Raw genomic sequence first — 20,535 nt, 5'->3', positions numbered from 1 at the left:
CCGACAAAGGCACAAAGGCGACGGGGCCGTCTGTCATGACAGACGGCCCCGTCGCCTTTGTCAGGTCGTGTTGCTTATGCCAGATAGCCCACCTGCGGGCGGTTGAGGCGATGGGCCGCAACAAGGACCACGATGCCCAGAAGGACGAGCGGAAGGCTCAGGAGCTGGCCCATCGTGATGGGCCCGAAGAGGTAGCCGAGCTGCGCGTCGGGCACGCGGACGAACTCCACGAGGAAGCGGAACACGCCGTAGAGGACGAGGAACATCCCCATGAAGGTGCCCTGCGGACGAGGCGGCATGCGGCGCGACATCAGGTAGAGCACGAGGAAGATCACAAGCCCCTCGAGGATAGCCTCATAGAGCTGGGAGGGGTGGCGATACACGCCGCCGCCCGTCTCGAACATGACGCCCCAGGGGAGGTCCGTCTCCCTGCCCCAGAGCTCGCCGTTCACGAAGTTGGCACAGCGGCCGAAGAAGAGGCCGATCGGGGCGCCGATCACGCCGAGGTCGCACACCGTCGGCACGGAGATGCCGTAGTGGCGGCACACCAAGGCACCACCCACGACCGCGCCCACCAGGCCGCCGTGAAAGCTCATGCCGCCCTCCCAGGTGGCAAAGATCTCGAGGGGGCTCGAGAGCGAGAGCCCAGCGCCCCAGACGTAGAAGATCACGTAGAACAGGCGCGCTCCGATGATGATGCCGAAGACCACCCCGATCACGATGGAGAAGACGTCATCGACCGAGAGCCCGAGCCCCCAGCGGCGCGCCGTCCGGTACATCACGACGCCAGCGCAGATGAAGCCGAGCAGGTACGCGATGCCGTACCAGCGAACGGTGAGCGGACCCAGCGTAAATGCCACCGGATCCAGCATGTGATAAAGGTCGTTCAGGAACACGTTCTTCTCGCCCCGTACTAGAATGCGGCGGGCTGGACGCGCGTCACGCCGGGGACGTGCTCGCGCAGGATGCGCTCGATGCCCTCGGACATGTCGAGCGAGGAGAGCGGGCAGCCGGCACAGGCGCCCTGCATCTCCAGGGTGACCACGCCGTCGTCGGTACAGTCGATGAGAGCGACGTCGCCGCCGTCGGCCTGGAGGCTCTGGCGGATGACGTCGAGGGTTGCGTCGAGAAGGGCTCGATCAACGGCCATGGGGTGTCCTTTCCTCATGCCTCGCCCGGCGCCTGGGGCCCGGGAGGCAGCTTGTGCTTGCGTCCGAAGACCATGTTACCCAATGCCGGAGAAAAGATGCCCGGAAGTGGCGCCGGGCAGACGGCGGGCAGGCTTGCGGCCGGCGCGAGCCGCCTCCGCCGCCCGCACGACGCGTCGCACGGCTGTGGCGACCTCCTCCTCATCCATGAGCTGGGCGTCCACCAGCAGGCGCGACACGCCGGCGGCGAGAAGAGCGTCCACCTGCGGCGTCGCGTCGAGCAGCTGGCCAAACCAGATGCGCGATCGGCCGTTGACGTCCGTGCGGACGGGAAGCTCGCGGCCGTCGATGTCTCGCAGGGAAAGCCTGCGGCGGCGCAGCGCGCAGCGACGGCAGTCGTGGACGCAGCGCCCGAGCGCCTGAAGCACGCAGTGCTCGCTCGTCATCACACGCTCACGGCCGAGGACAGAAAGGCCAACGGGAACGCGCGACGCGCGGGCGAGCGCGCAGACCTCGTCGAGCGTGAGCTCCGGGGAGAGCCAGACTCCCGCTGCGCCCGCATCCTCCAGGGCCGCCAGGCAGGACTCGTTGTGCACCGGGATGCAGGAGCGGATCTCGGGCGCGGACCCGAGCTCGGCGGCAAGCGCGAGCTCCGAGACGTTGCCCACCGCCACGGGGTCTCCGGGCCTCACCCATCGGTCGAGGCGCGCGTGGTCCCCCTCGCGGCAAATCTCGTCCAGCCAGGGGATGACTCCCTCGGGCCATTCGCCCTCAGCGAGGTCGTCGGCGGGGGCGTAGACGCGCGTGGCTCCGCCGGCGCGCGCGGCCTCGGCGCATTCCGGCGTGGTCACAAGCGCGCACACGCAAGGGCGTGCAAAGGGGACAGTCACTTTTGCACGCGCCGGCACGGGCGTGCAAAAGTGACTGTCCCCTTTGCACGCCGCCCTGCTCGCATACGGCGAGAGAAGAGCCTCCTCCAGAAGAGCGCACGCCTCGGCGCGGACCTTGTGGACGGCTGAGAAGGACATGCCGCAGCCGGGGTCGAGCACCACATCCCACTCCACGGGCTCAAACGGGCTCTGGCCCATACGGCCGACGTGCTCCACCAGCTCCTGGTCGGTGACCTCGCGCGTGCGGGCGGCCTCAACGACGAAGCCCTCCGCGCGGGCGGAGGCTGCGCCGTCCGCGCACGAGAGCTCGACGGAGAAGGGCTCGCCGAGTCGCGCCGTCACGCGGACGCGCACCGGGCGGCGGCGCACCACGTCCTTGTCCGCCACGCGAGCCGCCTCGTCGAGCGCGCGCTGCGAGCGGATGAGGCGCACGACGGAGCCCGCGGGCATGGGGCGCGCCGCGCGGCAGGTGATGGTCTCCCCCGCCGCGGCATCCGAGGGCGCGGGGGCGGTGAGGAACTGCGTGGGGTCGTCCACCGGGCGAAGCTCCAGGAGGTCGCCCTCGTCCACCGGCGCCGTCAGACGCACCTCCACGTCCGCGCGCGTGAGGCGGCGCATCCGCTCGCGCCCGCCGTTCCCGCCCCCGCGGCGCACCACCGCGTCCTCGAGCTGGCGCGAGCCCACGACCTCGCCCACGACCTCGCCCCGATTGTTGGATCGCTCGTAGCTCATCATGTCGTTGTCGGAGCGACCCCAGAGGTAGCTGTCCGTAAAGTCGCGATTGAAGGCCCGCTTGAGGCGGCGATGCCGCGCGGCCGCAGCGGCCTCGGAGTCCTCCCCCGCCGCCAGGGCGTCGAGCGCGTCACGGTAGGCCCCCACGACGGAGAGCACGTAGTCGGGGGCCTTCATGCGACCCTCCACCTTGAGCGAGCCCACGCCGGCGTCGCGCATCCCGGCGAGGTGGTCCACGGTGCAGTAGTCCTTGGGGCAGAGCAGGCGCGTGCCGCCCACCCCGCGGCTCTTCTCCGGAAGGCCCTGCGTGGCCACGCCCGGGATCTCCATCACGCCGCCGTCCTCGTCGATGAGGTCATACGGCAGGCGGCAGGGCTGGGCGCAGAGGCCCCGGTTGGCGGAGCGCCCGCCATTGAGCGAGCTCATGAGGCACACGCCCGAGTAGCAGAAGCAGAGCGCGCCGTGGCCGAAGCACTCCAGCTCCACGCCCTCCTCCGCGATACGCGCGATCTCCGCCAGCGAGAGCTCGCGCGAGAGGGTCACGCGGTCTGCCCCCCAGACGTCTCGGCACCACGCCACGCCGCGCGCGTCGTGCACGTTTGCCTGCGTGGAGACGTGGGTCTCCACCTCCGGCCACCGGCGGCGAATCTCCGCCATGAGGCCCCAGTCCTGGATGATGAAGGCGTCTGCGCCGAGCCCCCACGCGCGGCGCACGAGCTCGAGCACGCGCGGCATCTCCTCGGTGGAAACGGCAACGTTCACGGTCACGTAGACGCGCGCCCCGGCGAGGTGGGCCCGACGGCACGCTGCGGCGAACGACTCGTCGTCGAAGTTGTGCGCGCCACGACGGGCGTTGAAGTCATTGCCCAGTCCGCAGTAGATCGCATCCGCCCCCGCGGCGAGCGCGGCGTTGAACGGCTCGGGGCCGCCGGCGGGCGCCAGCAGCTCCGGCACGCCGTGGGCCTCCAGAAACGTGGTCCCCTTTGCCATCGTCCCCCCGTCCTTGCGCGTTGTCTCGACCGCACCCGCCAGAATTAATCCGCCCTCTGGGACCCTCGCCAGAATGCCAACTGGGAAAACGCCGACCCGCGCGCCCAGGGGGCGGATTATTTTTCCCGGGCTCATAGACACGGGCGGAGCCGCAGCCGCGACCCCGCCCGCGCATCACCTATCTTGGGCCCTACACCAGACGCGCCCAGCGCTTCTTGCCGGACTGGACCGTCGTTCCGGCCGAGAAGAGCGACGCCTCGACGTTGTAGCACTTGGGCGCCACGGCCTCGCCGTTGATCTTGACGCCGCCGCCGTCCACGAGGCGGCGCGCCTCTCCGGCGGACTTGGCGATGCCCACCTCGACGAGCAGCTTGCCCAGGTAGACCTTGCCCTCGTCGTTGACCTCGGCCACGCTCACGGGGAACTCCGGCATGTCCTCGGGGGCCTCGGCGCGCTTGAACTGCGCATCAAAGGCGTTGCTCGCGGCGGCGCCGGCGCCCTCGCCGTGATAGAGGTCCACGATGTTTGCGGCCAGCTCGCGCTTGAGCGCGTACGGATCGGCGGAGCCGTCCGCGAAGGCGGCATCGATGGCGTCGAGCTTGTCCATGTCCGCGGTGGAGCAGAGACGCCAGTAGAGCGGCACCAGCTCGTCGGTGATGGACATGACCTTGCCGTACATGTCCGCCGGCTCGTCGGTGAGGCCCACGTAGTTGCCGTAGCTCTTGGACATCTTCTTGTGGCCGTCGGTGCCCACCAGAAGCGGCATCGTGAGGGCCACCTGCGGCTCCATGCCCATGGCGCGCATGAGGTCGCGGCCGGCGAGCAGGTTGAAGATCTGGTCGTTGCCGCCCATCTCGAGGTCGGCCTTGACGACAACCGAGTCGTAGGCCTGCAGCACCGGGTAGATGAACTCGTGGAGAGCGATGGACTTGCCCTCGGCGTAGCGGTTGTGGAAGTCCTCGCGCTCGAGGATGCGAGCCACGTTGAACTGGCTCATGAGCTTGAGCATCTCGGCGAGGTTGAGGCCCTTCAGCCAGTCGCCGTTGTGGACAATCTGGGTCCTCTCGGGGTCGAGCACCTTCATGGCCTGCTCGACGTAGGTCTTGGCGTTTGCCTCCACCTGCTCCTCGGTGAGCGGCGGGCGGGTGGAGTCGCGACCGGACGGGTCGCCGATGAGGGCGGTGCCGTTGCCGATGATGAGCGTCACGTTGTGGCCCAGGTCCTGGAACTGTCGCATCTTGCGCAGCGGCACGGCATGGCCGAGGTGCAGGTCGGGCGAGGTGGGGTCAACGCCCAGCTTGATGTTGAGGGGGGTGCCCTTCTCGAGCTTCTTCTTGAGCTCGTCGAGCGGCACGATCTGCATCGTGCCGGAGGTGATCACCTTGAGTTGCTCGTCAACTGGCAGCAAATCTCTGTCCTCCATAGGTCCTTCGCTTTACCAAGCGGCCGTCAACACGGCCGCATAAGGTATTAGCATAGCGCAGAGGTCCAGAAAAGTGGCAGGACAGGGCCGATTTTCCTGACGGCGCCCCGAGCGGGCGGCGCGGCGAGAAGGGCGACGAGCGCCCGCTCTCGCGCGCGATGGAACAACGCCCTCGACAGACCTATGCCGACAACCTCCTATAATGTTGGACAGTTATGGACCGGTCTCCCCGACAGGAGGACTAGATGGGGATCAGAACCCGAAGAGCACGCACGCACTCCCGCACGCACTTCGTGGGGTTTGGCATCGCGGGCGTACTCGGCTTCATCGCGCTGCTCTGCGTGACGCTCGCACTCTCGCTCGGTGGCGTGGTGAGCACATGGCTCGAGGACTTGCCCGACTACACCTCTGCCGACGCCTACCTTCTCGCCGAGCCGACGCGCGTCTATGACGCGGACGGCAACGAGATAGCCTCGTACTACCTCCAGAACCGTCGCTCCGTCACGCTGGACGAGATCTCCGACTACGTCATCAAGGGCCTCATCGACACCGAGGACAAGCGCTTCTACGAGCACAACGGCGTCGACCCGCAGGGCGTCCTGCGCGCCGTCGTGGGCCAGATCACGGGGTCTGGCGACGCCGGCGGCGGCTCCACGATCACCCAGCAGCTCGTCCGAAACACCGTCCTCTCCGACGAGCAGTTCGAGCAGTCGCTCAAGCGCAAGGTGCGCGAGGCGTACATCGCCATCCAGCTGGAGAAGGAGTACACCAAAGAGCAGATCATCAACATGTACCTCAACACCATCTACTATGGCAACGGGGCATATGGCATCGAGGCTGCGTCCATCACCTACTTCAACAAGCACGCGAGCGAGCTCACCCTCTCCGAGGCGGCGGTCCTCGTGGGCCTGCCCAACGCCCCCTCGCTCTACGACCCCTTCACCAAGCCCGACAGCTGCGTCTCGCGCCGCAACCTCGTCCTCTCGCGCATGCTCGAGGCGGGCGACATCTCCCAGGAGGAGTACGACGCCGCCTGCGCCGAGCCGCTCGTCCTGAACCCCGGCGAGCTGACCGACTCCATCGGCACCTACCCCTACTTCACCGACTACGTCCGCAACCTTCTCCTGCAGGACTTCTCCTCCGAGACCATCATGCAGGGCGGCCTCAAGGTCTACACCACGATCGAGCCCGCCCGTCAGCAGGCCGCCGAGCAGGCCGTGAGCGAGCGCGTCGCCTCCTCCGGGGACGAGCAGCTGAGGGGCGCCCTCGTCTCGGTGGACAACTCCAACGGGCACATCGTGGCCATGGTCGGCGGCCAGAACTACGGCAACGACACCGAGGCCGGCCAGAGCTCGGTCAACCTCGCCACCAACCCCCGTCAGCCCGGCTCGAGCTTCAAGGCCATCACCCTGTGCGCCGCCATGCTCGAGGGCATGAGCCCCACCGTGCGCATCAACTGCAACTCCCCCATCCAGATCACGCCGACCTGGGCCCCAAGCAACATCAACAACGACCAGCTCGGCACGATTACCCTCGCCGACGCCACGGCCTACTCGTCCAACACCGGCTACGCCCAGGTCGCCCAGACCATCGGGAACGACACGATCATCGAGACGGCGCACATGCTCGGCATCGACTCCCAGATCAGCCCCGTGGCCGCGCTCACGCTCGGCACCCAGGAGGTCACCCCGCTCGAGATGGCTGAGGTCTACTCCGTCTTCGCCAACGGCGGTGTGCACCGCGATGCCATCGCGATCACGCGCATCGAGGACCGCAACGGCAACGTCGTCTACGAGCACCAGGACAGCTCCGAGCAGATCGTCGACTCCGCCATCATCGAGGACCTGACCGGCGTCCTCGAGGGCGTCGTCACCAAGGGCTCGGCCACCTACGTGCGCAACAACGCGACGTTCAACCAGCCGGTGGCGGGCAAGACCGGCACGACCGAGAACTACGGCGACCTCTGGTTCTGCGGCTACACCCCGCAGCTCACGACCGTCGTCTGGTGCGGGCACCAGGACAACAACAGCACGATTCGCTATCAGGGCGCCAATGGCACCACCGCCACGCTACCGCTGCCCATCTGGACCGCGTACATGAACGCCGTCCTCGAGGGCGTGGCCCGCGAGGAGTTCCCCACCTCCGACCACAACGCCACCTACAAGGACAACAGCTCCTGGACCTTCGTCGGAACCAACCAGGCCTCCAACGAGGAGGACTGGGACGAGGAGGAAGAGGAGTACGAGGAGGATGCCGGCTACGACGAGTCGAGCGAGACGACCGCTCCCACGACGCCCGTCGTCCCCACGACACCGGACACGCCCTCGACCCCGCCCGATCCCAACCCCGGAAACGGAAACACTAACACCGGCGGCGATTCTGGCACCGGCGGCAATTCCGGCAGCGGCGGTGATTCTGGCACCGGTGGCGAGACCGGCGGAGGAGGCGAAACGGGCGAGGGGGGCAGCGGGGTATCCCCCGAACCGCCAGCGTAATCACGAGGGGACCGGAGCCATCCGGTCCCCTTTTTCGTCCCGGTCGATCGTCCCAGTCGACTCAACTCAAACTTGAGGTCAGACCAAACTGCACGTAACACATACCGCTCCCCGAATTGTTGTCTCCCGGCATACAGATTGCAGCCCGTGCCTGCCTATCATGCGATAAGGGTTACTCTCGCTCATGCGCACATCCCCTGGAGGGACAATGACTCGCACCGATCGCGACCGCCGCCCCCGCTCGGGCGGCTCATCTATGAACGGCTCCTCTCGCCAGTACTCCGGAGCCGGGGACAGCAGGGCACGCGTCCCCAGTCAGACCGCCTATCACGGCCCCACGGGAACCCGCTCGCGCGGGGGCGGCATGAGGGGGCCGGGGCATCGCGGCCGGGGCGGCCGAGGAGGCTACCCGCTCAGGTCCCGCAGCATCAACTTCCAGGGCGGCAGGAACCGCGTCTTCGGCATCGACCGCCAGCTCCTCATCCTGGGCGCGCTTGCCGTGGTCCTCCTCGTCCTGGTGATCGTGGGCGTATCCAGCTGCGTCCGCGGCTGCTCGTCTGACCCCGCACAGAGCGCCAACCAGGTTGACTCGCGCGTCGCCGCCGGAGTCTCCGAGGAGCTCACGCAGCAGTTTGCGACGGAGCTCAACCGAGACGAGAAGCTCGCCGGCATCGCCGCCACCGCCGACCGCTACGCGGACACGGGCCTGCTCGAGCTCGCACTCAGCGTCCCCGAGGCCATCGACTTCGTTGCCGCCTACCCCGATGCCGAAAAGACCGCACAGCCCTACGGGGACACCGTGACGCAGGGCGAGGCGCCACAGCTCTGGTGCTGGGACGCTCGCTGGGGCAACGTCGACTACGCAGGCCGCGCGCTCGCCATCACGGGCTCCGGGCCCACGGCGCTCTCCATGGCCTACATGGGCCTCACCGGCAATAACGACAAGTCCCCCGCCGACCTCGCGCAGCAGGCGAGCGAAGCCAATGCCGCAACGGGCGACTCCGCTATGGCGGCGAGCTTCCTCGAGAGCTCCGCGGAGGGACTCGGGCTCTCCTACAGGAGCTACACGTCAAACGCCGACAACCTGTCCCAGGCGCTTGACGCCGGGACCTACGTCCTCCTCGAGACCAAGGCCGGCTCGATCACCAGCACTGCCCACTGGATTCTCCTCGTCTCTGAGAACGAGGACGGCTCCATCACCGTTTACGACCCCACCTCCCCTGACGTGAGCGCCCACCCATGGGCCGCGGCAACCCTCGCCGCCAGCACCGACACCATCCACGCGCTGAGCCTGCCCAAGTCCGATGACGACGCCGACTCCGAAAACGGCACCGCCGAGGACGCCGCCACGACCACGGACGAGTAGCCGTCCTGCACCTAGCGCGGAAGCCTCGCTTCATTTCCTCGCTTAAGGCCCTTGAGCAGCTCGAGCCGCTCAAGCGCCCCCGTTCCCATGCGACCCGCCACCGCCACGACGAGCGCGTCGATTAGCGCGACCGCACTCGCCATGGAGTGATATCCGCGGGGCTCGCCACGATACGCCACGAGCTCGACGTCAGCGCCTGACTCGCGCAGGCTCCGGCCGGTGAACAGGATCGATCTCCCTGAGACGGAACGAAGGTGCGCAAGCGCCACCTCGACCTCAGCCGGAACACGCTCGAAGCCAAAGGCGAGAAGGACGGTCTCGGCGTTGGCGCGAACAAGGCCCTCCATGACGTCCGAGCCCGCCTCCAACACAACCGCCTCCTTCCCAAAGCGTGCGAGACGGAACCTAAGAAGCTCGGCAAGCGAGCGCGCGGCCCCCTTGCCGAGGAGCAGCACGCGCGACGACGACGCAAGGGCGTTTGCCGCGGCGGCGAACGCCTCCTCGTCAAGCGTCTCCGCAGTATGCTCGATGTTCTTCCGCTGCTCCGCTAAGAAGGCACGCGGCGAACCGGCTTCCTCGATACTCGCCTGAATCTTCTCGGCAGGCCCGAGCGTCGCAGACGCCACCGCCGTCTTGAGCTCCTTGAAGTCCCTGAATCCCGCGTGTCGCGCGAAGCGCGACACCGTGGCGTCCGAGATGTTGAGGCGCGAGGAGACCTGCTGGATTGACATGACGAGAAACTCGGCAGGCCGTGCCGAGACAAAGTCCATGATGAGGCGCTCTGCCTCGGTGTAGCTCACATCCTGTCGAAAGAGCGACTCCGGTGCCATTCCCGCCCCCTAGAGCGCCTGGCCGGCAAGGATCGTGGCAACGTAGTCGCCGCCGAGGCGGTCAATCTCCTTGAGGGCACGCTTGAGGTAGCCCGCGGTCTTCACGCGGAAGGCGGCGTCCTCGGCGAGAACGATCTGGTACTCCCCTGCCTCGACCTGTGCGAAGAGGGCGTCGAAGGTCGTGCAGCGGCGCGCCATGCGCGTGACCACGCAGCCGTACTGGAAGGCCTGGTGCGTGTCGCTGCCAGAGATCACGGGGATGCCCAGCCGCTCGCCGAGCGCGCCGGTGAGGCGCTCGGAGCGCTCTCGGTCACGCGCGAGGTCCTTGCCGTTGAGGTCGAGGAAGTCGAACTTGGCAAGCTGCTCGTCAGAGAGCTCCGGCAGGTGGCCCGGCGCGCGGAAGGGGTGGGCGGCGCCAAAGCGCATACCGCGGCGGTGCACCTCATCGGCCAACTCGTCAAAGGGCAGGAACTGCCCCTTGGCCTTGTGCGGCTCGAGCCAAGCGTTGAGACTGAGAACCTCCTCCATGGACCCGAGGGCGAGCGTGTGACCGCCCTCGGCAACGTCAATCTCCATCCCTGGGAAGACGAGCAGCCCGTTCACGTCATAGGCGTCACCAATTCGCGAGAAGCGACGGGCAACATCGGAGTAGACGTCGTGGAAGCCCTGCGTATTGAAGTGCTCCGTGAGGCACAGGGCGTCGAGCCCCGCGCTTATCGCCTCACTGAAGAGCCAGTCCGTGTAATCGGGCGAAAAGGCCAGGTACTTTGCAAGCTTGCCGTGCGTGTGAAAGTCGATGTCCATCTAGAGTCCCACAATCTTTGAAACGACGAAGCAAAGGACGACCCAGGCGACCGAGATCGCCACAAAGACGGCCTCACGTCTGCCTGCGTGCAACGAGGAGAGTTTGATCTTAAGCACCTTGAGGTTGGTCGACGCATAGCGGTACCCCTTGAGCTCAAGGGCCTCCACCGTGGTGCGCGAGCGCTTGGCCGTATTGAGCATGAGCGGGTAGAACGACTGGATGACAATCCTCACCTGGTAGATAAGCCAGCGGACTTTACCCGCAAGCGTGTCGTGCGCCGGGGCGCGTCCACGCAGACGATATGACAGCAGGATGTTCTGCAGCTCCTCCATGAGAATCGGCAGAACGCGATAGGCGAAGGCAATCGAGAAGGACAGGCGCTCGGGCACGCCAAACCAGAGAAGGCCATTGGAGAGCCTGTCCGGGTCGAGCCCAGAGAAGACCGTGATGCTCGCGAGCGAGCATGTGGCCACCTTGAGCGTCAGAACGAGCAGCGAGAGCAGCGTGTCCAGATCGCCCTCAAAGAAGAGCGACACGATGAACGTGTAGCCCGTCTGCGAAAAGATGCCGAGCGCGAAGACAAAGAGCACGAGTGGCGCCACGCGGGCCACGCGCGTGGTGACAACCGTCAGGATAAAGAATCCGAGAAGGACGATGACGTCGTTCAGGAACCACGGGACGATGCCGAAGAAGAGGTACCAGAGCAGCAGTACGCGCGGGTCGAGCGCCGCTATGGGCGTGTCATCGTTACCGTATGCGTTCTTGAGCACCTGGTCGCGCAGAAAGTCGACGGAGACCTTGTCCAGGACGCTCTCGGAGATCTTCTCGATCATGCGCACCTCACCTCTTTCGTATTCTTCTCGCACCACGCGGGAAAGCAGGCAAGAAACTCGTCAAGTGTGTAGCAGGCGGCGCGGCAGTCGAGCGCGCGACCCATCTGGAAGATCTCCGGCGGACGGATGCCTGAGCGCTTGACCACGTCCTCATCCATGAAGACCTCGTCAGGCGCGGCGTCGCCGATGACCTCGCCGCCGGTGAGCACGATGACACGCCCAGCGAACTGGCAGACGAGCTGCATGTCGTGCGTGGCGATGACCACGGTATCCGTAACTCCGGAAAGGTCCGCAACGAGGCGCGTAATCTCCTGGCGCGTGCCGATGTCAAGGTTGGCGGTGGGCTCGTCGAGCAGAAGAATCGGCGGGTCGAGCGCGATGCCCACGGCGAGTGATGCGCGGCGCATCTGCCCGCCCGAGAGCAGGCGACCGTCCTGCTCGGCGAACTCGGTGAGACGAAAGCGCTCGAGCAGGGCAGCAGCACGCTCGGCGGCGTCCTCGACGCCGCGGGCCCGCATGGCAAACTCCACGTCCGCGCGGATTGAGTCCTTGATGAACATCTGCTCGGGGTTCTGGTAGACGAGGCTGACCCTGTCGGAGAGCTCGTCGGGGCCGATGTCGCGCGTGCGCGCGCCCTCGAGCAGGACCTCGCCTGCCTGGGGCTTGACAAGACCGCACATGAGCTTCATGAGGGTAGACTTGCCGGCGCCGTTGGCACCCACGAGCGCGACCTTCTCGCCGCGGTGGATGTCCAAGTCGAGGCCGTGGAACACCTGGTGGGGGTCGCCCTTGACGCTGCGGTAGCTCACGTCGACACCCCGGAAGGAGACGGCGGGCTCGGGAGCGAGGACAGGAGCGTGCTCGCGCTCGCGCGGGACAAACGGAATGCCCCAGAACGCCGTGGCACCCTCGTCAACCGTAGTGGGGAGCGGCATGTCCGCAGAAAGTGCGCCCGCGCGCACGAGCTCGCGGGCGGCAAGGGCAATCTGCGGCGGGTGGACGTCACTCGCAGCAAGATCGTCAATGCGACGCAGCGCCTCGTGCGCAGGGAGCTTCCAGGCGATAGCGCCGTCAGCCATGAGGCAGGCCGTCGTACAGTACTCGGCGATGAAGTCGGTGTGGTGCTCGATGACGATGATCGTCTTGCCGTACTTCTCGTTGAGCTCGCGCAGGACCCGGTAAGTCTGTTCGGCGTGATAGGGATCGAGCTGGGCTACCGGCTCGTCAAGCACGATGACGTCGGGCTCGAGCGCAATGGCACCGGCGAGCGCGAGCAGGTGCTTCTGTCCGCCGGATAGCTGCCAGATGTAGGACTCCGCGCGGTCTGCGAGGCCACAGAGCTCGAGCGCGCGCATGCCGCGCTCGACGTAGTCGTCATAGGCGAAGTTCAGGCACGAGAAGGACGCCTCGTCTATGGCCATGGGCCGGACGAGCTGGTTCTCAAAGTCCTGGTAGACGTAGCCGATGTGCTGAGCGAGCTCGCCGATCTCTGCCGTGGAGGCATCGACGCCCGCCACCGTGACCTCCCCCTCGAGGTCACCGACGATGAACTGCGGGATAAGCCCGTTCATGGTCTTGCACAGCGTAGACTTGCCGCACCCGTTCGCGCCCATGATGGCAAGAAACTCGCCCTCCGCCACATCGAGGTTGACGTGACGGAGGGTTGGTGCGGTCGCGCCAGGATAGGTGAAGGTAACGTCTCTGAGCGTGACTGCGGACACGAGACGCCCCCTACGCGGACCTGAGCTGAGCGTTGCGGTGCGCCCAGAAGGCGGCGACAAGGGCAACCACCGCCGACACAACAATGCCGGTGAAGATTGCCGTCTCGCTCTCGGCCCACTCGGCCTCCCACTCGATAAGGGAGAAGCCTGCCTCGGAGAAGCAAGCCACGGCCACGGCCACGGCGAAGCACGCAACAGCGGCGATGACAAGCCCGGCGGAGGGAGCCGCGGGGGCATTCTCGGGGGTGCGCGGCTTCATGCCGAGCAACGGCTCAATCTTGCCGTAAAGGCGCGGGACGAGGAACATAGTCGGTAGCATGCAGAACAGGATGCCGGAAAAGAGCAGGTCGTTCGCAAACGCGAAGCCCTCGGTGAAGTAGACGGACTCGGGAAGGCCCGGAACGGCCTCGAACTCCTCGACGGCAAAGGCGACCTTGCAGATATCCACGCCGGCGCTCATGGCGAGCTGGAGCGCGGTGCAGCCGAAGGACACGAGCGCGACGGCCTTCATGTTGCGCGGATCCTTTACCAGAGTGCCCGCGACGTAAAGGGCGATGGTGACGGTGAGGAACTTCTCGAGCTCTCCGATGCCGCCAAACTGGCCGAGCATGATCTCCGAGAATACGAGCTCGCCGGTAGCGGCGCCGAGGGCGGCCGAGAGCGGATCGAACAGCATAGCGATGGCGAGCGGGATGAACAGGAAGAACTCGACGGAAAACTCTACGATACCAACCTGAACGGAAGGAATGAGCTCGGAGATGAGCGTAGCGAGCCCGTAAAGAGACATTGACAGCACAAAGGTCATGAGCTTCTGGGATTGGGTGTAGCTTCCCCTCGTGACAGACATGGGCTTCCTCTCCTCGAATGGGTGTCTGCGCCGGCACCTTGCACATTAACGAGGAGAAACCCCTGCTACGGTTAGTCATCTGTAAGATGAAAATAAGCTTTCGCATCCTCTATCCATGAAAATAATCACGACATTCGCCGGCTCCAACCCCTCCACGGGCGACACAACGAGAAAAACGGCCTCTTACTGGCTTTACCCAGCGGTTACAACTCGGCAAGCGACCTTTTCGCCTTTCTTCCCACACGTGTTCTTCTCGCCCCTTGCCCCTCCCCCCGTACGTGCGTGAGCTGGGGAATCGGGGCTTGTGGCGCTCTGTCGTTCGATGACGTTGTCGAAATGAGGGTTGTGACAATCCGGCGCCTTGAGTGGTTGTCGGATATGGGGTTATGGCAATGAGCGAGAAGGGCGAGCTGGGGTTCTTCTCGCCCGTGTTTACGAATCGGGGGTTATGGCACTCCCTTTTCTGCCATAACCCCGGGTCTGACAACGCCGTGAGGCGTCAGAGTGCCACAACCCTCATCTCCGCAACGCAGGCGAGCGGCCAGGACTGCCGGGAGGAACTCGTGGACCTGGGCTCTGTAAGCGGCAGGAGGCCCCGCCTCCGTTGATCGGCAGGGCCTCCTCGGCTACGAGCGTATGTAACGACCCTACGACAGAATCTCCTTGGACGCGGCCTCGAGCTTAGCGCGCACGGCCTCGGACTCCGCACGCGTGGCGCCCTTGGAGAAGAGGTACGCCTTGACCTTGGGCTCGGTGCCGGACGGGCGGAAGATGACCTTGTTGTCGTCCTCAAGGCGGAACTCGATGACGTTTGCGGGCGGCAGCACCTGCGCGGCCTCCTTCTGGAGGCCCGAGACGCGCGGCATCTCGGGGCCGGTGGCGTAGTCCGTCACGCCGATGACCTTGTAGCCGGCGATCTCGGCGGGCGGGTTGGTGCGCAGGCCATCCATGATGCCAGCCATCTTCTCGGCGCCCGCCGCACCCGGGAAGGACGCGTTGACCGTCCCGTTGAGGTAGTAGCCATACTTCTGGTACAGGGCGTCCATGGCCTCGTACAGGTCCATGCCCTTCTCGGCGTAGTAGGACGCCATCTCGACGCAGAGCATCGTGGCGACGATGGCGTCCTTGTCGCGGGCGTGCGTGCCCACGAGGTAGCCGTAGGACTCCTCGAAGCCCATGAGGAAGCGGTCCTCCTCGCCCTCGTCCTTGAGCTGGTCAATCTGGTCGCCGATGTACTTGAAGCCAGTGAGGACCCGCCTCATCTCAAAGCCCCAGTCGCGCGCAAGGGCATCAGGCATGGAGGAGGAGACGATCGTGGACACGGCCACCTTGGCCGCAACGTCCTCGCCGCGGTCCTTGGCCATCGTGGCGAGCCAGTCCATGAGCAGGACGCCCATTTCGTTGCCGGAGAGCAGGACGTAGTCGCCGTCGTGCGGGATGGCGGTGCCCATGCGGTCGGCGTCGGGGTCGGTGGCCACGACGAGGTTGGGCTTGACCTCCTCGGCGAGCTTGAGGGCAAGCTCGAGCGCCTCACGGAACTCGGGGTTGGGATAGGTGCAGGTGGGGAAGTTGCCGTCCGGCTTGGACTGCTCGGGCACCACGGAGACCTTCTCGACGCCGATCTCCTTGAGGATGCGGGTCACAAGCTCCATGCCAGTGCCGTTGAGCGGGGTGTAGACCACGGAGTAGTCATCGGAGGCCTTGAAGCCGGGCACGGAGACCTTCTTGATGTTCTCGATGAAGGCGTCGAGGACCTCCTCGGGCGTCCACTCGATGAGGCCCTTCTCGAGGCCCTCGTCGAAGTCCATGATCTTGACGTTGAACGGGTCGGCCTTGGCGATGTTTGCCGAGATCTCCGCCGCCGCCTCGTCGGTGATCTGGCCACCGTTGTCGTTGTAGACCTTGTAGCCGTTATAGGGCGCCGGGTTGTGGGAGGCCGTGAGCACGATGCCCGCAGAGGTGCCGAGGTGGCGCACCGCAAAGGACAGCGTGGGGACGGGCTCGATGCGCGGGTACACGTAGACGTGGATGCCATTGGCGGCAAGCACGCCAGCGGCGACCTTCTGGAAGTCCTCGCCCTTGTTGCGCGAGTCGCGCGCGAGGGCGAGCGTGGGGTTCTCGTAGTGGGCGTTCAGGTAGTCGGCGACGCCCTGGGTGGCCTGTGCGACCACGTAGACGTTCATGCGGTTGGTGCCGACGCCGAGCGTGCCGCGCAGGCCTGCCGTGCCGAAGGCGAGGTCGCGATAGAAGGCGTCGAAGAGCTTGTCCTCGTTGCCGTCCTTGACGAGCTCGGCGAGCTCGGCCGCGAGGTCGGGATCGGTGACGTTGTCCTGCCAGGCCTTGACCGTGGCCTCGATGCTAGCGTCCATAGCGTGTTCCCCCACTTTCGATCGGGGCGCGGAAGGACCCGCGCCTTACCCACACGTGTAGGTAGATTCTACTCGCGCGAGAGGGTGCGATGCGGAGGCTCTACGCGGGCGGGCGACGACGGGCGGCGGATGGCATCGTCCGCATCCCGCCCGAGAGTCCGCAATGGGCAAAAAGAGGGCTCATCGAAGCTTTTGGTGGGTAGCACGCCCCGTCCCCCGTGACCGCGGGTACCCCGAGCGGTACCATTCTGCCGACGGGCGGAGGAGAGGGGCTCCCACATGGACGCTCAGGCGGTGATGCTGGCGAGGCTCTTCGAGCACTCGATGGGGCTCGGGGAGGAATGGCGGGTCGAGGACGTCTGGTTCGAGTCGCCCGAGTCCGGCGACGAGGAGCTGCACATACGCGTGGGCAGGGTCCCCGGCAGGGCGGTGAGGTGCCCCGAGTGCGGCGCCCGCTGCGGGGTCTACGACGCCCGCGAGCGCACCTGGCGCCACCTCGACATCTGGCAGTTCCGCACCGTCGTGCACTGCCGCGTGCCCCGGGCCGACTGCCCCGAGCACGGCCCCAGGACCGTCCGCATGCCCTGGGAGGTGCGCCCGAACTCCCACTTCACCGCCCTGTTCGAGGCGCAGGTGCTCGTGATGGCGATGTCCGGCGCGACCGTGACGGAGATCGCGCGCCGGGTCCGCGAGTCCGACTCGAGGATATGGGCGATGCTCGGCCGCGCGGTCGCCGAGGCGAGGGCCGGCGCCGACTACTCGGACGTGACGAGGGTCGGCATCGACGACACGGCCCGCGCCCGCGGCCAGCGCTACATATCCGTGATGGCCGACGTCGACGGCCGGCGCGTGGTCGCCGTCACCGAGGGCAGGGACCGCGGCGCGGCCGGCAGGCTCTGCGACCAGCTCGAGGAGCGCGGCGGCGACAGGTCCGCGATCTCCGAGGTGACGCGCGACATGGCGAGCTCCTACTCGCTGGGCTGCGCCGACGCCATGCCGGGCGCCGCCCAGACCGTGGACCGCTTCCACGTCATGCAGCTGCTGACGAGGGCCCTCGACAGGACCAGGAACGCCGAGGCGAGGAGCTGCGAGGAGAAGAGGCGCCTGCTCAGGGGCACCAAGTACGTCTGGCTCAAGCGCCCGGAGAACCTCACCGGGCGGCAGGCCGAGACGAGGGCGTCGCTCGCCTCCGAGCACCTGCTCACGGCGCGCGCCTGCGCGATGGTGGAGGCGGTCCGCGCGGTCTACTCGTGCGCGACCAGGGAGGAGGCCGCAGCCGAGCTCGACCGGGCGATCTCCTGGATCATGCACTCGAACGTGCCCCTGATGAAGGCGGCGGCGCGGACGATCCGCGACGAGCGGGAGGGCGTTCTCAACTGGTTCTCCGCGAGGTCCTCGAACGGCTTCCTGGAGGGCATGAACTCGATCATACAGTCGCTCAAGAGGGCGTCCAGGGGCTTCAGGAACGTCGGCTACTTCACAACGATGATCTTCCTCAGGCTGGGGAGGCTGGATTTCTCGGCCCGGCCCGCGTCGGCATGTGCTACCCACTAGAAACGCGGAAGAGCCAAAAAGAGGCGTGCTGTGGCTGCAGCCTGATTTGTAGTGTATTTGGACAGCCACCTGCAAAATACACTACAAACGAACCGAGCCATCTACCTGCTCTTTTGCGGAAGTTAACCCTTGGCCATACTTGGGGTGCCCTCCATGAAACACACTACGAACGGAGCTTCCCGGGGCTACTGGGCTCGCTCCACAAGATAGGCGTGATGGACCTTCCTGTTGCGCGAGAAGTCCTCGGGGATGGTCTCGGAGGTGATGTCCGTGAGCCTTACGCCCGCACGCTCGAGCTTCTCCAGGTCCGGCCTGAAGTTGCGCAGGTTGCACGAGAAAATCGCCCGGCCGCCGCGGACGAGCAGGCGCGACACGCCAATGATGAGCTCCGCGTGATCGCGCTGCACGTCGAAGGACGCCTTGCGCATGCGCGCCGAGTTAGAGAACGTGGGCACGTCGCAGAAGATCAGGTCCCAGCGGTTCTTGGTGTGGCGCTGCTCCGTCACCCACGCGAGCACGTCCGCCTGCACGAACTCGTGCTCTCGCCCCTCGAAGCCGTTGCGGGCCATGTTGCGCCGCGCCCAGTCCAGGGAGGGGCGCGAGAGGTCCACGGTCGTGGTGTGCTTGGCGCCGCCGTCCGCCGCATAGCAGGTCGCGGTGCCCGTGTAGGCGAACAGGTTGAGGAAGCGCTTGGAGCCCTTGGTCTCTTTCATCATCTCGCGGATGCGCGAGCGCGTCTCGCGGTGGTCCAGGAAGATGCCGCAGTCATGGCGCGCGTCGAAGTTGACCTCGAAGGTAAGCCCGCCCTCGTCCACGAGGTGCGAGCCCGCCGGAAGCTCCACGCGCCCCGCCCGACGAGAGGGACGGTCTCGCCGCGGCCCGCGCCCGGACGGGCGCGACTCGTTGGCGTACTGCGACCCGCCGCGGGCACGGGTTCGAACGCGGACGCTCACGTCCTCCGGCGCCACGCCGAGCACGCGGGGCGCGATCGCGAGGACGTCGAGCAGGCGGCGATGGGCGAGCTCGGGGTCCACGCCGCGAGGCGCGGCGTACTCAGATACCTGGAGCCACCGGCCAGGCGTCTCGGATCCCTCGTAGAGCTCGATCGCCACGGCATAGTCGGGCAGGTCGGCGTCGTAGACACGGTAGCACGTCACGTCCTCGCGCCGCGCCCATCGAGCCCGAAGCCGAGCGACCTTCGCGAGGCGGCGCGCGAACTGCTCCGAAGCGGGCACGAGCACAGGCACACCCTCGCCGCCCGACAGCTCCACCTCGGCCGGCCCCCGAACCCCGGGCGCGACGTCGAAGGCACGGATGCTTGCCGGGTCGCGCCCGACGATCGCCTCAGCCACTGCCACGGGCTCGCGGCGCAGCGCCGCATCGACCGAGGCCCTGCGCGAGAGCACCGTGACGGGATGTCCGGCGAGCGCGGAGAGGTCGGCAAGGGCCGAGGCCTCCGTCGCAAGGGCCGTATCCGCGACCCACGAGAGATCGCAGACGACGAGCGCCTCCCCCGAGCGCGACGCCGCCTCGGAGGGCGAACAGAGCGTGGGCTCGACGGGGAGGCCGGCGACGCGGAGAACCTGGCGGCACGCCGCGGCCGCGCCCGGACGGGAATCGCAGGCCAGAAGCGAGCACGCGTTCTTCTCGCCCCTCTCCGCCCGGGCGTCCGCCTCGACGAGCAGGCCCTGCCAGGCGGCGCTCGGCGCCACCTGCGCCGCCTCCGCGAGCACGCTCCCCTGCCCCGGCCAGAGCGCGACGAGCGCCGCCTCCCCGCGGCGGGCGCGACGCCCCCACCCCCCGGCGGCAAGCAGGGCCGCGGCATAGTCCGGACGAAGGGGCGCCACGCGCGCGTCGGTCCGAGAGTCATACCCGCGCCGGAAGAGCGGATCGCCCGCAAGGTCAAGGGAGATGGTGGCCCGCTGCCCTCCCAGGCGGACGGAGACCGTGAGGTCCGGGCGAGCCGTGTCGGTCAGCGGGCGCGCGCTCGTCGCCGCGAACACGCGGTCGACGACGGCATCCTTGGCGCGAAGCGCGACGAACTGGGTGTTTCTCAGCTCGGCGTTGGTCCCGTGGGCGTCCACCGCGAAGGTGGCCCCGGGAGCGAGATGGTCCTCCCATGCGACGGAAGACACGCCCTCGTAGAGCTCGTCCGCATCACGCGCCCCGACGCGCGCGAGCACGAGCAGCACGCGCGACGCGAGGCGCGACCACAGGCAGGCGCGATACGCGTCGACGAGCTCCCCTCCAAAGGACACCTGGCCCGCCAGGGGCCGGACCTGGGGGGTCCCCAGCTCAATCAGCTCATCGGCCAGCAGCCGCTCGAAGCCCTTGGGGCACGTCGCAACAAACTCCATCGGGTCACCTCTCGCCCGTCGCCATCATGTCCGCCCATTTTCCCACGAACGCGCCCCGCCTTCGGTGATGGGGCGGCGGCCACATCAAATCTGGCTGCGGCACATTGGCCGTTTCGACCCCGGACGGGGCAGTGACGGCCAAGCGCGCAGCCAGATTTGGCGCACGGGGCGAGAA

At 67.0% G+C, this 20,535-nt stretch carries 14 protein-coding genes; 3 read left to right on the top strand and 11 right to left on the bottom strand.

Annotation, left to right across the window (positions count from 1 at the left end):
* Positions 1-74: 74 nt before the first annotated feature.
* The 4 genes from lgt to tyrS form a co-directional block, all read right to left on the bottom strand.
* Positions 75-896, bottom strand: coding sequence for a prolipoprotein diacylglyceryl transferase (gene lgt / locus BQ7391_RS05365; protein WP_075279654.1), 822 nt, complete (start codon positions 894-896; stop codon positions 75-77).
* 17 nt (positions 897-913) lie between these two features.
* Positions 914-1,150 carry a NifU family protein gene (locus BQ7391_RS05360; protein WP_075279653.1) on the bottom strand — a complete coding sequence of 79 codons (237 nt, stop codon included), beginning with the start codon at positions 1,148-1,150 and terminating at the stop codon, positions 914-916.
* A 75-nt stretch (positions 1,151-1,225) separates the two neighbouring features.
* On the bottom strand, positions 1,226-3,760 hold the full coding sequence (locus tag BQ7391_RS05355; RefSeq protein ID WP_075279652.1) for a U32 family peptidase: 2,535 nt from the start codon (positions 3,758-3,760) through the stop codon (positions 1,226-1,228).
* A gap of 190 nt (positions 3,761-3,950) precedes the next feature.
* Entirely contained in the window at positions 3,951-5,168 is a 1,218-nt protein-coding gene (tyrS, locus tag BQ7391_RS05350) for a tyrosine--tRNA ligase (protein WP_075279651.1), read from the bottom strand.
* A 260-nt stretch (positions 5,169-5,428) separates the two neighbouring features.
* Here tyrS and BQ7391_RS05345 point away from each other — a divergent pair, with 260 nt between their 5' ends.
* Both BQ7391_RS05345 and BQ7391_RS05340 read left to right on the top strand, forming a co-directional pair.
* A complete protein-coding gene (locus BQ7391_RS05345; protein ID WP_075279650.1) occupies positions 5,429-7,678 on the top strand; it encodes a transglycosylase domain-containing protein in 2,250 nt (749 codons plus the stop codon).
* Between the two features lie 208 nt (positions 7,679-7,886).
* Complete coding sequence (locus BQ7391_RS05340) at positions 7,887-9,044, top strand: cysteine peptidase family C39 domain-containing protein (protein WP_235858625.1); 1,158 nt, start codon at positions 7,887-7,889, stop codon at positions 9,042-9,044.
* An 11-nt stretch (positions 9,045-9,055) separates the two neighbouring features.
* On the opposite strand, the gene BQ7391_RS05335 is transcribed toward BQ7391_RS05340, so the two are convergent.
* The 6 genes from BQ7391_RS05335 to BQ7391_RS05305 form a co-directional block, all read right to left on the bottom strand.
* Positions 9,056-9,874: a MurR/RpiR family transcriptional regulator gene (locus BQ7391_RS05335; protein WP_075279649.1), complete on the bottom strand. Its 819-nt coding sequence runs from the start codon at positions 9,872-9,874 to the stop codon at positions 9,056-9,058.
* Between the two features lie 9 nt (positions 9,875-9,883).
* Complete coding sequence (locus tag BQ7391_RS05330; RefSeq protein WP_075279648.1) at positions 9,884-10,678, bottom strand: PHP-associated domain-containing protein; 795 nt, start codon at positions 10,676-10,678, stop codon at positions 9,884-9,886.
* Complete coding sequence (locus BQ7391_RS05325; RefSeq protein ID WP_075280895.1) at positions 10,679-11,512, bottom strand: energy-coupling factor transporter transmembrane component T family protein; 834 nt, start codon at positions 11,510-11,512, stop codon at positions 10,679-10,681. It lies immediately after the preceding gene.
* Complete coding sequence (locus BQ7391_RS05320) at positions 11,509-13,233, bottom strand: ABC transporter ATP-binding protein (RefSeq protein ID WP_075279647.1); 1,725 nt, start codon at positions 13,231-13,233, stop codon at positions 11,509-11,511. The genes BQ7391_RS05325 and BQ7391_RS05320 overlap by 4 nt, the downstream gene beginning before the upstream one ends.
* Positions 13,234-13,243: 10 nt before the next feature.
* Complete coding sequence (locus BQ7391_RS12155; protein WP_075279646.1) at positions 13,244-14,080, bottom strand: DUF8171 family membrane protein; 837 nt, start codon at positions 14,078-14,080, stop codon at positions 13,244-13,246.
* 647 nt (positions 14,081-14,727) lie between these two features.
* A complete protein-coding gene (locus BQ7391_RS05305) occupies positions 14,728-16,449 on the bottom strand; it encodes a phospho-sugar mutase (RefSeq protein ID WP_075279644.1) in 1,722 nt (573 codons plus the stop codon).
* 279 nt (positions 16,450-16,728) lie between these two features.
* Here BQ7391_RS05305 and BQ7391_RS05300 point away from each other — a divergent pair, with 279 nt between their 5' ends.
* Positions 16,729-18,003, top strand: coding sequence for an ISL3 family transposase (locus BQ7391_RS05300; protein WP_075279643.1), 1,275 nt, complete (start codon positions 16,729-16,731; stop codon positions 18,001-18,003).
* A 185-nt stretch (positions 18,004-18,188) separates the two neighbouring features.
* Here BQ7391_RS05300 and BQ7391_RS05295 read toward each other — a convergent pair whose 3' ends face one another.
* On the bottom strand, positions 18,189-20,360 hold the full coding sequence (locus BQ7391_RS05295; RefSeq protein WP_075279642.1) for a THUMP domain-containing protein: 2,172 nt from the start codon (positions 20,358-20,360) through the stop codon (positions 18,189-18,191).
* Between the last annotated feature and the right edge of the window lie 175 nt (positions 20,361-20,535).

Source organism: Thermophilibacter provencensis, from assembly GCF_900128445.1.
GTDB lineage: Bacteria > Actinomycetota > Coriobacteriia > Coriobacteriales > Atopobiaceae > Thermophilibacter > Thermophilibacter provencensis.
The sequence above is the reverse complement of the archived record's forward strand: the minus strand, read 5'-3'. Positions and strand labels throughout refer to the sequence as shown.

Excerpts from the sequence above, each read along its gene's own strand:
- BQ7391_RS05300 (WP_075279643.1), top strand. The coding sequence starts at position 16,729 with ATGGACGCTCAGGCGGTGATGCTGGCGAGGCTCTTCGAGCACTCGATG.
- BQ7391_RS05355 (WP_075279652.1), bottom strand. The coding sequence starts at position 3,760 with ATGGCAAAGGGGACCACGTTTCTGGAGGCCCACGGCGTGCCGGAGCTG.
- BQ7391_RS05345 (WP_075279650.1), top strand. The coding sequence starts at position 5,429 with ATGGGGATCAGAACCCGAAGAGCACGCACGCACTCCCGCACGCACTTC.
- BQ7391_RS05340 (WP_235858625.1), top strand. The coding sequence starts at position 7,887 with ATGACTCGCACCGATCGCGACCGCCGCCCCCGCTCGGGCGGCTCATCT.
- BQ7391_RS05295 (WP_075279642.1), bottom strand. The coding sequence starts at position 20,360 with ATGGAGTTTGTTGCGACGTGCCCCAAGGGCTTCGAGCGGCTGCTGGCC.
- BQ7391_RS05335 (WP_075279649.1), bottom strand. The coding sequence starts at position 9,874 with ATGGCACCGGAGTCGCTCTTTCGACAGGATGTGAGCTACACCGAGGCA.
- BQ7391_RS05325 (WP_075280895.1), bottom strand. The coding sequence starts at position 11,512 with ATGATCGAGAAGATCTCCGAGAGCGTCCTGGACAAGGTCTCCGTCGAC.
- BQ7391_RS05330 (WP_075279648.1), bottom strand. The coding sequence starts at position 10,678 with ATGGACATCGACTTTCACACGCACGGCAAGCTTGCAAAGTACCTGGCC.
- BQ7391_RS12155 (WP_075279646.1), bottom strand. The coding sequence starts at position 14,080 with ATGTCTGTCACGAGGGGAAGCTACACCCAATCCCAGAAGCTCATGACC.
- BQ7391_RS05360 (WP_075279653.1), bottom strand. The coding sequence starts at position 1,150 with ATGGCCGTTGATCGAGCCCTTCTCGACGCAACCCTCGACGTCATCCGC.
- BQ7391_RS05305 (WP_075279644.1), bottom strand. The coding sequence starts at position 16,449 with ATGGACGCTAGCATCGAGGCCACGGTCAAGGCCTGGCAGGACAACGTC.